General features: G+C 53.9%; 15 protein-coding genes. 6 read left to right on the forward strand and 9 right to left on the reverse strand.

Annotated elements, in window-relative coordinates:
* Positions 1-103 precede the first annotated feature (103 nt).
* Genes ACE5LO_RS05955 through ACE5LO_RS05970 form a run of 4 tightly spaced genes read left to right on the forward strand, consistent with a single transcriptional unit; the run spans position 104 to position 2,308 of the window.
* A complete protein-coding gene (locus ACE5LO_RS05955; RefSeq protein WP_375519292.1) occupies positions 104-685 on the forward strand; it encodes a TetR/AcrR family transcriptional regulator in 582 nt (193 codons plus the stop codon).
* Positions 682-1,023, forward strand: coding sequence for a DMT family transporter (locus ACE5LO_RS05960; protein WP_375519111.1), 342 nt, complete (start codon positions 682-684; stop codon positions 1,021-1,023). Before ACE5LO_RS05955 ends, ACE5LO_RS05960 begins: the two co-directional genes overlap by 4 nt.
* Positions 1,023-1,337, forward strand: a complete 315-nt coding sequence (locus ACE5LO_RS05965; RefSeq protein WP_375519112.1) for a DMT family transporter — start codon at positions 1,023-1,025, stop codon at positions 1,335-1,337. Before ACE5LO_RS05960 ends, ACE5LO_RS05965 begins: the two co-directional genes overlap by 1 nt.
* 35 nt (positions 1,338-1,372) lie before the next feature.
* On the forward strand, positions 1,373-2,308 hold the full coding sequence (locus ACE5LO_RS05970; protein WP_375519113.1) for a 1-phosphofructokinase family hexose kinase: 936 nt from the start codon (positions 1,373-1,375) through the stop codon (positions 2,306-2,308).
* Here ACE5LO_RS05970 and ACE5LO_RS05975 read toward each other — a convergent pair.
* The 4 genes from ACE5LO_RS05975 to ACE5LO_RS05990 all read right to left on the reverse strand — a co-directional run bounded on the left by ACE5LO_RS05975 (position 2,253) and on the right by ACE5LO_RS05990 (position 4,199).
* Positions 2,253-2,576, reverse strand: a complete 324-nt coding sequence (locus ACE5LO_RS05975) for a hypothetical protein (protein WP_375519114.1) — start codon at positions 2,574-2,576, stop codon at positions 2,253-2,255. The genes ACE5LO_RS05970 and ACE5LO_RS05975 overlap by 56 nt on opposite strands.
* Entirely contained in the window at positions 2,528-3,055 is a 528-nt protein-coding gene (locus tag ACE5LO_RS05980) for an SRPBCC family protein (RefSeq protein ID WP_375519115.1), read from the reverse strand. The genes ACE5LO_RS05975 and ACE5LO_RS05980 overlap by 49 nt, the downstream gene beginning before the upstream one ends.
* Before the next feature lie 36 nt (positions 3,056-3,091).
* Positions 3,092-3,763 (reverse strand): molybdenum cofactor guanylyltransferase, encoded by a 672-nt coding sequence (mobA, locus tag ACE5LO_RS05985; RefSeq protein WP_375519116.1) that lies wholly within the window; start codon positions 3,761-3,763, stop codon positions 3,092-3,094.
* A gap of 292 nt (positions 3,764-4,055) precedes the next feature.
* Entirely contained in the window at positions 4,056-4,199 is a 144-nt protein-coding gene (locus ACE5LO_RS05990) for a hypothetical protein (protein ID WP_375519117.1), read from the reverse strand.
* 487 nt (positions 4,200-4,686) lie between these two features.
* Between ACE5LO_RS05990 and ACE5LO_RS05995 the strand changes: the two genes are divergently transcribed.
* Entirely contained in the window at positions 4,687-5,907 is a 1,221-nt protein-coding gene (locus ACE5LO_RS05995; RefSeq protein ID WP_375519118.1) for an MFS transporter, read from the forward strand.
* 93 nt (positions 5,908-6,000) lie between these two features.
* Here the strand turns inward: ACE5LO_RS05995 and ACE5LO_RS06000 are convergent, their stop codons facing one another.
* Both ACE5LO_RS06000 and ACE5LO_RS06005 read right to left on the reverse strand, forming a co-directional pair.
* On the reverse strand, positions 6,001-7,281 hold the full coding sequence (locus tag ACE5LO_RS06000; RefSeq protein ID WP_375519119.1) for an ArsB/NhaD family transporter: 1,281 nt from the start codon (positions 7,279-7,281) through the stop codon (positions 6,001-6,003).
* Positions 7,282-7,392: 111 nt separating this feature from the next.
* Positions 7,393-9,075: a glutamine--tRNA ligase/YqeY domain fusion protein gene (locus ACE5LO_RS06005; RefSeq protein ID WP_375519120.1), complete on the reverse strand. Its 1,683-nt coding sequence runs from the start codon at positions 9,073-9,075 to the stop codon at positions 7,393-7,395.
* Between the two features lie 237 nt (positions 9,076-9,312).
* On the opposite strand from ACE5LO_RS06005, the gene ACE5LO_RS06010 reads away from it, so the two are divergent.
* Entirely contained in the window at positions 9,313-9,861 is a 549-nt protein-coding gene (locus ACE5LO_RS06010; RefSeq protein ID WP_375519121.1) for a GNAT family N-acetyltransferase, read from the forward strand.
* A 79-nt stretch (positions 9,862-9,940) separates the two neighbouring features.
* On the opposite strand, the gene ACE5LO_RS06015 is transcribed toward ACE5LO_RS06010, so the two are convergent.
* The 3 genes from ACE5LO_RS06015 to ACE5LO_RS06025 form a co-directional block, all read right to left on the reverse strand.
* Complete coding sequence (locus tag ACE5LO_RS06015) at positions 9,941-10,924, reverse strand: ABC transporter substrate-binding protein (protein ID WP_375519122.1); 984 nt, start codon at positions 10,922-10,924, stop codon at positions 9,941-9,943.
* 63 nt (positions 10,925-10,987) lie between these two features.
* Complete coding sequence (locus ACE5LO_RS06020) at positions 10,988-11,494, reverse strand: GNAT family N-acetyltransferase (protein WP_375519123.1); 507 nt, start codon at positions 11,492-11,494, stop codon at positions 10,988-10,990.
* A 40-nt stretch (positions 11,495-11,534) separates the two neighbouring features.
* Positions 11,535-12,764, reverse strand: a complete 1,230-nt coding sequence (locus ACE5LO_RS06025) for an MFS transporter (protein WP_375519124.1) — start codon at positions 12,762-12,764, stop codon at positions 11,535-11,537.
* Between the last annotated feature and the right edge of the window lie 64 nt (positions 12,765-12,828).

Raw genomic sequence — 12,828 nt, forward strand, 5'->3', positions numbered from 1 at the left:
GATGAGTTCAATTTTGGCTGGACTTCTCTGTCCTTTGACATATTACATGGACTGTGAGAGTATAAACTAACGATCGTTAGGTAGGTGAATAAATGCAGTGCGTATGGAACATATAAGGGATGTCGCTCTGTCCCATTTTGCAAAGTATGGCTACGAAGGCGCCTCTCTCGGCAGCATCGCTGAAGAGGTGGGCATCCGCAAGCCTTCGCTGTATGCGCATTTCAAGAGCAAGGAGGATCTGTTTCTGAAGGTGGTTGTGCACGCGTTCCATCTGGAGTCGCGCAGAATTTTTGGCTATTTTGCCGACTGCCGCAATGCTGGCACCGAGGCGCTGTTGAGAGATTTTTTTGACTGGTTGGAAAAGGAGTACGAGAGCAGCAGCACGGCGAAGCTGGTACTGCGGATGTGCTTTTTCCCGCCGCCAGCGCTGTGTGATGAAGTGATGGATATCGTTTGTCCGTTTCTGGAGCGGCTGGAGCGGATGCTGGCACGGCTTTTGCGCCGGCTGGAGGAATGCAGCACTGCTGAGGCGGACAGCACTGCGCTGGCTTACATTACACTCGTTGACGGCACGGCCGTGGAGCTGCTGTTCGTCGGTCCGGAGAAATACCGCAGACGTGTCCATGCTGCCTGGCCGATATTCTGGAAGGGTATAAATTGCTTAAAGGAGAAGGAGATAAAATGAACCGCAGCTGGTTGTACGTTATTTGGGGAGGTATCATAGAGGTCGTATGGGTGTCCGGTCTCAAGCATGCCGCCACACCGATAGAATGGATCATCACCGTACTGGCTATTGGAGCCAGCTTTTATTTGATTATACAGGCGGCCAGACGCCTGCCGGTGGGCACGGTATACGCCGTCTTTACGGGACTCGGCACCGCCGGAACGGTTGCGGCCGAAATGCTGGTGTTCGGCGAGCCCTTTAACTGGGTGAAGGTGCTCCTGACCGCAGTGCTGCTTGCCGGGGTGGTCGGCCTGAAGCTTGTGACCGACTCAGGGGCACGTGAAAGGGGGAACGCCTGATGGCCTGGTTCGCATTAATCCTTGCAGGCGGCTCCGAGGTGCTGGGCGTCATCGGCATGAAAGGCATTACCCTCGGCAAGGGCTGGCGCTCCTTCGCCCTGATGGGCCTCTCGTTCCTGATCAGCTTTTCGCTGCTCAGTTATGCGATGCAGTACCTTCCGATGGGCACGGCTTACGCTGTATGGACAGGGATCGGCACCGTCGGCAGCACCGTGGCTGGCATGCTCATGTATGGTGAGGACAGGGACTGGAAAAGAATGCTGTTTATCGCAATGATTTTGGCTGCCGCCGCCGGACTGAAGCTGATATCCTAACTTCCGACGGCCGCAGAAACAGGGGGAAAGAAGCCTTGATCACAACCGTAACACTGAATGCTGCCATTGATAAAATCTACACTGTGCCCGGATTCCGCCTTGACCGGGTGCACCGTGTTACAGAAAACGTGACCGTTCCCGGGGGCAAAGGAGTTAATGCCGCCCGGGTTATACATACGCTTGGCGTGCCAGTAAGAGCGACGGGCTTTGCGGCAGGCCATACCGGCCGTATGCTCATCGAGGGGCTGCGGCAGGAAGGGATACCGACCGATTTCGTGACCGCCGCCCTCGGTGAAACCCGGCTGGCCATTACAGTGCTGGACCCGGCTGCTGGCACACAGACGGAGCTTATCGAGGGCGGTCCCCATATCGGGCAGGATGAACTGGACGTGCTGCGGGGCAAGATACAGCTCCTGGCGGCGAATTCCGCCTGGGTCGTGCTGTCCGGCAGCCTGCCTGACGGCTGCCCGCAGGGGCTGTACGCCGAGCTCTGTGAGCTGGCGAAGGCGCAGGGCGCTCGGGTGGCGCTCGACGCCAGCGGCGAGGCGCTCCGGGAAGGGCTGCGCGGGCGGCCCGACCTGGTGAAGCCGAACGAGGAGGAAGCCGCCCGCTTTGCGGGCATCGCGCCCGGCGGCGGACCGGACGCGATGCGTGAAGCTGCCGCCAAGCTCGTGCAGGCCGGAGCCGGCCTGTCCGTCGTCTCGCTTGGCGCGGACGGAGCGCTGGCGGCCACCGCCGCCGCCAGCTACCGCGTGACGCTGCCCGCGGCTGACATCGTCAGCCCGCTTGGCAGCGGAGACGCCATGGTCGCCGGGCTCGTAACCGGCGACATGGCGGGCCTTGGCCTCCCCGCCATGCTGCGGCGGGGAGCGGCCTGCGGCACGGCGGCCGCGCTGCACGCGATGGCCGGCCGGGTCACACCCGCGGATGTCCTGCGCCTGGAGCGGGACATCCGTGTGGAGCGGCTGTAGCCCGCGTCACCGCTTCACGGCGCCGGACTTGAGGATCAGCCGCAGCCGGGAGCTGCTCCGCCCGTGTGAACAGCTCCAGCATGGCCAGCCGCAGGCTCTGCATCGCATCCTCCCTCGCCATGGGAATGTGCCGGACCAGGGCTGCGGCTTCCGGCTCGAACCGGCGCAGCAGCTCCAGCATGGCCCACGTATCCTTCTGTCTGGCACGATGTAGCAGCTCTAGAAATTCCCGGTCCGACGCAAATGGTCCAGCATCCGCTGCTTCCATCGGCTCACCCCCTGCTGTGACATATGCAGCTTGGCTTCCGCAATTTTCTTCAATTCATTGGCCCGCTCTATAATAAATTGCTGCATATATTTTTCAAGGAACATCTTATCAGCCATTTTTCCCATAATCCCGAGAGGTGATTTATATTCAAATGTATCCTTCATAATCGTTCCTTGTCCATGTTCCAGAAATTCATGCGTGTGCGTAAAAGAATGAAATGCTCCCTTGAGCATAACATCCGTAAATTTATAGGGAGCTTCCATTTTTACCACCTTAGCCGTTAACCTTTGTTTAACCCCAAAGTGGGTTGCTTCCCATGTAACTGTATCTCCCTCTTTTAGTAATCCCTTTGTCACACCACCCACTGCTCTTTCTTTCGTTTTTGAAGTTGTTCTTGTGTGTATTTCTACATCTCTTACAAGGTCAAAACAGACATTTATCGGAGCTTCTATATAAGTATCATGTCTGATTACTGGCACTTGTTCACACCCTCTCCGCGATCATGCGCAGGCTGGTCAGGGCTGAACGTCAGAAGCCTGATCCCTGATGCCTTGTTCTTCCCGGATCCATGCGCACACCTGGCGATAATCGTCCGGCTCATTCATATTGAAAAATACCTTGTCCGCTGTCCGAGGACCGGAGGCGGCCAGGGCTTCCCCGTCTACATACGCTGCGTTTATCGTATCCAGCCAATCCTGCATTCGCAGCCATCCAGACTGCAGCCGTTCCTCCAGACCGGGCAGCACCCGGCGGTGATAGGCGGCCAGCAGCGGCTGCCTTCTGCCGCCAATCACCGGAATCACTGCATCGCAGGCCCCATCCCCTGCCGTCAGTTGCTGCTCTTTAATCCATCGCTTCGCCACCTCCGCCCGCAGAGCCAGCAGCGACTCCGTGTTCACAAGTGGCATATCGCAGGCGCATACGATGTTCCACTCCGTTCCCGATGCCTTGAGCCCCGCATGCAGACCCGCTAGAGGCCCCTGTTCGGGATAATGATCGGGAACTGTTTCCAGGCCTGCTGGTACGCCGCCGTCATTGCAGCCTGCCGCAATCACCCGTCCGGCAGCCCGATGCAGTTCCTCTGCGATTTTCTCCAGGACGGTGATTCCCTCCAGGTCCAGCCGCGACTTGTCTGTTCCCATACGCGACGATTTTCCTCCCGCCAATACGATACCTGTTACCTCCAATTGCTTCGCCTCTTTTCTGATTTTCGCTGCTGGGTTCTGAGGAATTCGAATCCGAATCCCCTTCTAGTGCTTGGTATTCAAGCCGCCAACCGATCGTGGCAAGACATGCGACTCGCTGTTCAGGGGCTTTGCACGATTATCCCGTTGGATCAGGTCAAGAAAAACAGAAAACCGGGAACCAAAAATACACTTTAGGCACGTTAAAGTAAATAACGGATCAAATCAGGCACGAAAATGCCTGTTGTTACTATTCAGGACCATCGAATGGGTCTATTATTTTTTGGGTTGTGCCTTATGGAGAAGCAGATCGATTCGAGGTCATCGCAAGGGCGTATACAGCCGACAGGCTTGAGGGAACCAATGCCTCCATGCAGGCCTGCTCGTTGTGATAACGACGGCTAAAGGGTTGAAGTTCCGTTTCCGCTTGGACTTCCATGTCTGCTCGCCTCCGAATCCATAATCCGCGAACATAAGTTCCTTTTTCATTATACCAACACATGTTCCTGTTTCGAGCCAAACATCCCACTTGAGCTGCCTCTTTTTTGCATCTCTTATCTCTTTATTCCTTCCCCTAGGCCTCCCAAACCCCAACCCCACATTCTGAACAAAAGGGATAATCGTGCAAAGCTCTATGGAGAGGCACCACCCCTATAGACACCCAACTCACTCTGGCTACTAGACTCTGAGGGGGGCGAATCCCCTTCTTGCAAGAAAGCTAGCAAAAAGCTGTCTGCTTTGATTCAGCGTCAACCCCAGCAGTAGATCTCCATTTTACTCCGTGATATCAGAGCCTGTTTGCCGATTTCATGCTGCGTAAGTTGAGTTGTTAACCTTTTCAAACAGTGATACATTATCTAAAGATTCTCTTTCTTTTTTCTGATAAACTGCCCTGAGTCCCTAACAGCTGTTGAAGAAAGGAATGTATGCGCTTGAGGAAGAGCAATCCATCACTCTATTCCCTGAAAATGTACAATTTTTTCATTTATGGGGCCATCGCGATTTTCTCAAGCTTCTTCCCGTTGTATCTGCAAGAAGTCGGGATGGATAAAATCGAAATCGGCAGCCTGATGGCCATCGGCCCGTTTGTTTCCGTGTTTGCCAACCCTTTTTGGGGATATATGAGCGACCGGACGCAGAACATTCGGCGCACCCTGTTTTTAATGATGGCAGGGACACTGCTGCTGTTGCAAGCCGTATTTCTTGTGAACACCTACACCATGATCTACATATCCATGATTTTGTTTTTCTTTTTTCAAAGCCCGCTCTTTGCCCAGACCAACAGTATGATCCTCAGCTACATCGAAGGCACAGGCCGGAAATTCGGGTCCTTCCGGTTATGGGGCTCGCTCGGCTGGGCGCTGATTGCCGCAGCGTCCGGCTCGGTTATCGATTACTTTGGCATAAGCAGCATCGCGGTCGTTTTCAGCATTCTGCTGCTGGCTGCCGCAGGCGCGGCCGCGGCCCTGCCCCCGCTCCGCAGCGCGCCGGACACGCCCCCGGTCAGCTTGCGCGGCTTTGGCAGGATCATTAACAACGGGTATTTTATGAGCTTTATCATTCTCGGTGTGCTCGTATCGATTCCCAATGCCATGAACAGTGCCTTCGTCTCCCTTTATATCACAGAGCTTGGCGGCTCGAAAAGCATGGTCGGTTTTTCGGTGTTTATGTCCTCCATTTTTGAGGTCATCGTCTTTCTTCTGTTCGACCGCTGGCTCAAACGGAAAATGACGGTCCTGACGGCCTGTCTCGCCCTCGTCAGCCTGTTGTTCGCCCTGCGCTGGCAGCTTATGGCGGCCGCCTCCAGTCCGCTCGATGTCGTGCTCATACAAGCGCTGCACTGCATTACGTTCGGCGGTTACTTCTATGTCGGCACACAGCTGACCATGCTGTTCATTCCTGCAGAGTACCGTTCTTCCGGTCAGGCACTGTATACGCTTACGTGGAGCGGCATCTCCGGGATTGCGGCAGGTTTTGCCGGGGGATGGCTCTTCCAAAGCTTCGGCGGCGAAATGATGTATAAAGCGGGTGTGTTGCTGGCCCTGCTGGGAGCAGTCGGATTTGGAGTGATGTGGTATATGCTGTACAAGTACGGTTATCGTCCGCCGCTGGCTGAAAAAAAACAAGTTCCACAGAATGGCATTTAACGCGCCAATAATGAAGCACCGAAGATTCCGCCCAGGATCTCCGGTGCTTCTTTTCACAGATTGCAGTTGATGAGTACGCGCATCGCCCGACAGCTACAGGAGATAACGCACATAGATATATATGGTTGAGATCACTATGGTCAGCAGCATAAGCGGCAGGCCATATTTCAAATATTTCAGGAAAGTAATCGGATGGCCCTCTTTGTCCGCAAGACCCGCCACGATCAGATTGGCGCTCGCGCCGATCAGGGTGCCGTTGCCACCCAGACAGGCCCCCAGTGCCAGACTCCACCACAGCGGCTCAAGGTTGGTGATGCCCATCGTCCCCATGTCCTGAATGAGCGGGATCATGGTGGCCACAAACGGGATATTATCCAGAAAAGCGGATGCAATCGCACTCATCCACAGGATCAGCATGGAGGCCGCCGTAAGGTCTCCGCCTGTAAGCTCAACGGCCTTGGAGGCCAGTGCCGAAATCACCCCGGTTTCCACCAGCCCGGAGACCAGCACGAAAAGTCCGATGAAAAAAAAGAGGGTTGTCCATTCCACTCGCGTAAAAGCCTGCTCCATCATGGACTCGCCGGTAAGGAGCAGCAGGATGAACGCCCCGGCCAGCGCAACCGTCGCCGTCTCCAGATGGAGCAGCTGGTGAAGGAAGAAACCCGCCACCGTCAGCAGCAGCATGCTTGTGCTTTTAACCAGCATCCGGCGGTCACCCAGCATTTCGGCTTCATTCATCTCCATAATTCCCCGCTTCAACTCCCCCGTTGTACGCAGCTGCTTGCGGAAGATAAGCATGAACAAGGGAATCAGCACGACCATAATGATGACCACAACAGGAGTCAGGTTCTGGATAAAAGCCATGAACGTCAGCTCTTTGACCGCACTGCCGATCATGATGTTCGGCGGGTCGCCGATCAGCGTCGCAGTCCCCCCTATATTGGAAGCGAAAATTTGCGTAATCAGATACGGCATCGGGTTTACCCGCAGCTGCCTGGTAATGCTGAAGGTAACCGGTACGGTCAGCAGCACCGTTGTCACATTATCCAGAAAAGCCGAGCCGAAAGCAGTCAACACCCCGAGTACCGCCAGAATGCGTAGCGGTTCCCCTTTGGCGAGTTTAGCCGCTTTTACAGCCAGGTAATTAAACAGCCCCGTTTCCGCCGTAACACTGACGATGATCATCATGCCGACTAGCAGGCCCAGGGTGTTGAAATCGATATGCGCAAGCGCCGTTTCCTGATCCGTAATGCCTGTGGCAATGAGCAGAATGGCCCCCAGCATGGCGAGAACCGTACGATGAACCTTTTCCGAGATAATTAATGCATATACGACCAGAAAAATAACAATGGCCCATACAGCTTGCTGATCCATAGTTCCTCCTTTGGCAACCAAAGAATAGACGCTTCCGCCGGTATCGCACCTGTACTACGATCCCCGGCTGAAGCGCCTGAATTCTATGATACATTGATGTCTGCAGCCTGTTTATCCCTTTTTCGGCAGCTGGAACGAACTTTTGAGGGACACCACCCTGTTAAATACTGGACGTCCCGGCTGTGAAAACTTCGGATCCACGTTAAAGTATCCGTGACGGAAAAACTGGAACTTGTCCTGCGGCTTGGCCTCTTTCATGTCCGGCTCCACAAAACCTTCAGCGATCACTAGCGAATTCGGGTTCAGTTGATCCAGGAAGGTTTTCTCTCCCCCATCTTCTTCGTCCTCCAGCGCATCCTCCGCCTGAATAAGAGGCTCGTAAAGACGGAATTCAGCAGGCACCGCCTGGCTGGCTTCCACCCAGTGAATCGTTCCCTTCACCTTGCGGCCTGTGAACCCGGTTCCGCTCTTCGTTTCCGGATCATAGGTGCAATGAATCTCCGTCACATGGCCGTCCGCGTCTTTGATCACCTCATTGCATTTGACAAAGTACGCATGCTTCAACCGCACCTCATTGCCAGGGAACAGGCGGAAATATTTGCTCGGCGGGTCCTCCATGAAGTCCTCGCGTTCAATGTAGATCTCGCGGGAAAACGGAATTTGCCGTGTGCCCATTTCCGGATTTTCGCTGTTATTTTCCGCTTCCAGCATTTCCACCTGGCCTTCAGGATAGTTCGTGATCACCAGCTTAAGCGGATCAATGACCGCCATTGTACGAGGGGACTTCAGCTTGAGATCCTCACGCACGAAGTGCTCCAGCACCGGCAGGTCAATCTCACCATATGCTTTGGAAATACCGGTTTCAAATACGAAATTGCGGATCGCTTCCGGCGTGAACCCCCGCCGGCGCAGCCCTGAAATGGTCGGCATGCGCGGATCGTCCCAGCCGTCGACATGCTTCTCATCCACGAGCAGCTTCAGCTTGCGTTTGCTGGTCACCGTCTGCGCCAGATTCAAGCGGCCGAATTCATATTGATGCGGCGTATGCTCCATTTCGCATTCAGCGACGACCCAGTCGTACAGCGGGCGCTGATCCTCAAATTCCAGTGAACAGAGAGAATGCGTCACACCTTCAATGGCATCCTCAAGCGGATGCGCGTAAGCATACATCGGGTAGATGCACCACTTGTCCCCAGTATTGTGGTGATGGGTATGCGAGATACGGTACAATACCGGGTCGCGCAAATTGATGTTGGGGGAGGCCATGTCGATTTTGGCGCGCAGCACCTTTTCCCCGTTCTGGTATTTGCCTGCACGCATTTCTTCAAACAGCTTCAGGTTCTCCTCTACACTGCGGTCGCGGTACGGGCTGTTCGTGCCTGGTTCGGTCAGCGTACCGCGGGTCTCGCGGATTTGCTCCGCACTTTGGTCATCCACATAGGCCTTGCCTTTCTTGATCAGCAGCACGGCCCGTTCATACATTTCTTCAAAATAATCGGAGGCAAAACGCAGGTCTTCCCATTCATAGCCGAGCCATTTGACATCCTCCTGAATGGACTTAACGTATTCCTCTTCTTCCTTGGCCGGGTTCGTATCGTCAAAGCGCAAATTCGTCCGTCCGCCAAACTCGTCAGCCAGGGCGAAGTCAATCCAGATCGCCTTGGCATGACCGATATGCAAATAACCGTTCGGCTCCGGCGGGAAACGGGTTACGACTTCCTTCACCTTGCCGCCGCGGAGATCTTCTTCAATGATTGTCTTGATAAAATTCGGGGGAGTGCTTGGCTTCTCCACGCATATCAACCTTTCTGTGCGTTTAATCGCTTGTCTTGAGTATTAACAGATAACTCCTGCGCAAACATGTTTCCCTTAAATATACCTCTTCATATCAGAATGTTCAATAATCTAAAAAAACGCATCTTTGGCCCTTTTGACGACTCTTCCGGAATCATGTAGCATAAAATATTATGGCCTGTTTGCGGCCTGTCAGCATTTATTCTCAGTATTTAGGAGAGGAAGAGGGGATCGCTTTTGTTTACATACGAACTGGATGAACGCACGGTGCTCAGGCCTATTGCGAAGGAGCATGTGCAGGCCTTGTACGAGTTGACCGAAATGTCGCGCGACCGTCTACGGGAGTGGCTGCCCTGGGTTGATTCGGCGACAGATATCAGCCACACCGAGAAATTTGTGGAGAACGTTATGAAAGAGACTGCTGAGAATGGAGCTTTTACGGCAGGAATTTGGGTGAATAAAGAGCTCGCGGGGATCATCAGCCTCTTTCCCATCAACTGGGACAGCCGCTCCGTGAGCATCGGCTACTGGCTGGGCCGGGGGTATGAGGGACAAGGCATCATGACAAGTGCCTGCCGCGCTTTTGTGGAGTATGCCTTGATTGACCTCGATCTGCACCGGGTCGAAATCCGCTGTGCTACCAACAACCGCCGCAGCCGCGGCATTCCCGAGCGTTTGGGATTCGTGCTTGAAGGCATTATCCGTGAAGCTGAGAAGCTGCCTGCAGGTTATGTCAATCTTGCCGTTTACGGCATGCTGCAGAAGGAATGGAAGCAGCTCCGGTAACAGCACATTCAACCAACAAAGAACCTCCGGTTATTCACGAATTCGTGAAGCCGGAGGTTCTTTGTCTTTTAGTATCGGGTTACTTGACAATGGCCTTTAATACGTCATCGATCATTGCTTCATTGGCAATTTTCCCACTGTACAACCAGCTTCCTTTGGACTCCATCGTGTAGACATGGCCCTTTTGCACGGCAGGAAGGGCCTTCCAGATTGGACGCTCCAGCGTTTCCGAGCCTGCACCTTGGTCGCTCTTGATGAGAAAGATATGATCTGCATTCAATTCAGGCAGCTTCTCAAGCGTGATCGAGGTCCAGGATGCATCCGAATCGGCTTCTACCGTTAGAGCGGGAGCCTTCAACCCAAGATCGCCATATACTACGGCTCCGCTTGATTTCTTAGGATCGACGATATAGAAGCTTTTCTTGGTCAGCCACAAAATGGCCACAGATTGATCGCCACCCACTCCCTGCAGCTCTTCCTTGGCAGCCGCTGCTTTGGCATCATAGTCCGCCACGGCCTTCTCGGCATCCGCCTGCTTGTTCAGCAGCTCGCCGATTTTCAGCAGTGATTGTCTCCAGTCGGAGGAAACTTCATCACCCAGCACATAAGTAGGTGCAATAGCAGAATATTGCTCATATAACCCTTTTTGCACCAGCGATTCGGAGTTGATAATGATCAGATCAGGCTGGGCGCTCAGGACCTGCTCCGGGGGCATATCGTACGGCATTAAAGGCACGTCCTTCAAATATTGCTCCAGATAGTCCTGCTTCTTGCCGTTTTGGACTGACCACTGTGCAACCGGGGTCACACCCAGCGTCACCAGTGGATCCTCCAGATAAGGGGCCAGCACCCGCTGCGGATTCGCTGGAATCGTAACCTTATGCCCCATGGCATCTGTAACCGTACGCTCTGCCGCCGTTTCAGCCGAAGGCTGGTTCGTGTCCGAGCCTTCCGGCTGCGCGGAAGGCTGTGCCTGTCCGCATGCGGACAACAATAATGCAAGCAAGATGATTCCCGTGAGGAAGCCCATCGTTCTTTTACGTGTAAATACGACTTGTTTCAACACAATTCTCCTCATTTCTCATAATCAATTATGATCTAATGATAATGATTATCAATTGAAGAGTCAAATGTATTTATTCTCCATATCATAGGCCATTAAAATATCGTCTATATAGGTACCTGAAATGAAAAATTCAGCCTTAAGTTTGCCCTCCTCCACAAATCCGTTCTTACGATAAAAAGCTACGGCTCCCTCATTGCATGACAGGACCCGAAGGCTGAGCTTGCGGATGCTCTGAGAAGCCGCCAGCTCCTTCATGGCATCCATAAGCAGCCCGCCGACACCCTGCCCCTGGCAGGAGGGATGAACGGCGATATGAATGACCAGTACATGGCTGTTACTGGGGAGCGAAGTAGCAGGCCTGAACCCGATATAACCGTACACCGTTCCCTCTTTAACTGCGACAAGCTGCGCCCCCGGAGGGGAATGGCGAAGAAACTCTTCCCGCGAGCTCTTATTCAACGGAGCCGGAGTTGTCTGCTCATCCCACACAAGCTCATCCAGTGCCATAATTTGCGAGGCATCCTTAAGTTCCGAAGGACGCACAGTCCATCCTTGGTTAATCGTCATATCCATCAATCCTTCCGTTTTTTGCAGGTTTGGCTTGAATCTATTGTATTCTTACAGCCTCCAGTTCGTTCTGTACGCGGCTGCGGTTCAGCCAGCCATGCAGCATGTAGAACAGGATGCAGAGCACGGCTGTAGCCGCCGCCAGCCAAACCGCCGGAGCCAGACCTGCCTGATCGTACAGCACGCCCATGGCGTAAGGGCCGAATACCCGTCCGGCCGCCCCGATCCCGCCGGTCAGCCCGATGTAGAACGGGGCCCCCTTGCCTCCGTGCTCCGACAAAAACGCCGGGATGGCAGGAGACATCAGCATCTCTCCGATCGTTGCCAGCACCATCGCGAGAACCATCCCCGTATAGTTCTGGGTAACCAGCATGAGGATATAGGCGGCAAGGTAGAAAACGCCGCTGCCAATCAACTGGGAAGATGTCGTGGCGGTCCAGCTGCGCCGCAACCAGGACACGAGCGGCTGTGCGGCAAAGATCAAGATGCCGTTCAAGGTCCAGAGCAGACCGTACATACTCTTGGGCATCCCCTCTTCAATGATGAACGGGGATACCCCGCTATTCCAGATCGAGTTGCCGAACCACAGGAACAAGGTCCCTACGCCTATATACAGATAAATCCGCATATCCCGCAGCAGCACAGGCAGCGGCAGCTCCCCGGAAGCGCGGCCGCGCTTGCTCAAATGCACCTCTCCTTCCTCTTTGTCCACCTTCGTAAGATAAGAGAAGAAGAAAAGGGCAAACAGGGCCGCTGTAAGGCCGTTCAGCACAAAGCTCAGGTGATAGGACAAATCAGCCAGGACACCGCTCAGAGCCGTTCCTAACGCCACACCGATATTATTGGCTACATAAATCACGTTAAACAATTCCCCGCGCCGGTCGGCAAACCGGAAGCCGATAAAGGCCTGAATCGCAGGCATGGACATAGCATTGGAAAACCCGATAAATCCCATGACCATTACGAAAATAAACCAGTACTGACTGGTAAAAGGCAGCGCAAAAAGCCCAAACGCGTTCATGACCAGCGAGCCCACGATAAGCTTCTTCACGCCCACCCGGTGGTATAGCGCTCCTCCGAGCAATTGCCCGAATATGCCGCCGAGCGATTGGATCAAAATGACAAATCCGGCGTCGCTCATCGTATGTCCAAGCTCGTCGAAGACATACATCGTAATCAGCGGCCACATCAAAGAGCCTCCGGCTGAATTCACCAGGCTGGCGATCAAAAACACTCTTACTTCTTTAGGATAGGATTGCAAAAATTTCATGAATATACTCCTTCATCGCACATGAGCAGACTGACTCATCATGTAAGAAAATCATGACACATCC

It is taken from the genome of Paenibacillus medicaginis (assembly GCF_042138635.1).
Lineage (GTDB): Bacteria > Bacillota > Bacilli > Paenibacillales > Paenibacillaceae > Paenibacillus > Paenibacillus medicaginis.

Coding starts and splice junctions, on each gene's coding strand:
- ACE5LO_RS05955 (WP_375519292.1), top strand. CDS start 104: ATGGAACATATAAGGGATGTCGCTCTGTCCCATTTTGCAAAGTATGGC.
- ACE5LO_RS05960 (WP_375519111.1), top strand. CDS start 682: ATGAACCGCAGCTGGTTGTACGTTATTTGGGGAGGTATCATAGAGGTC.
- ACE5LO_RS05965 (WP_375519112.1), top strand. CDS start 1,023: ATGGCCTGGTTCGCATTAATCCTTGCAGGCGGCTCCGAGGTGCTGGGC.
- ACE5LO_RS05975 (WP_375519114.1), bottom strand. CDS start 2,576: ATGGAAGCAGCGGATGCTGGACCATTTGCGTCGGACCGGGAATTTCTA.
- ACE5LO_RS05990 (WP_375519117.1), bottom strand. CDS start 4,199: ATGGAAGTCCAAGCGGAAACGGAACTTCAACCCTTTAGCCGTCGTTAT.
- ACE5LO_RS05995 (WP_375519118.1), top strand. CDS start 4,687: ATGCGCTTGAGGAAGAGCAATCCATCACTCTATTCCCTGAAAATGTAC.
- ACE5LO_RS06000 (WP_375519119.1), bottom strand. CDS start 7,281: ATGGATCAGCAAGCTGTATGGGCCATTGTTATTTTTCTGGTCGTATAT.
- ACE5LO_RS06020 (WP_375519123.1), bottom strand. CDS start 11,494: ATGACGATTAACCAAGGATGGACTGTGCGTCCTTCGGAACTTAAGGAT.
- ACE5LO_RS06025 (WP_375519124.1), bottom strand. CDS start 12,764: ATGAAATTTTTGCAATCCTATCCTAAAGAAGTAAGAGTGTTTTTGATC.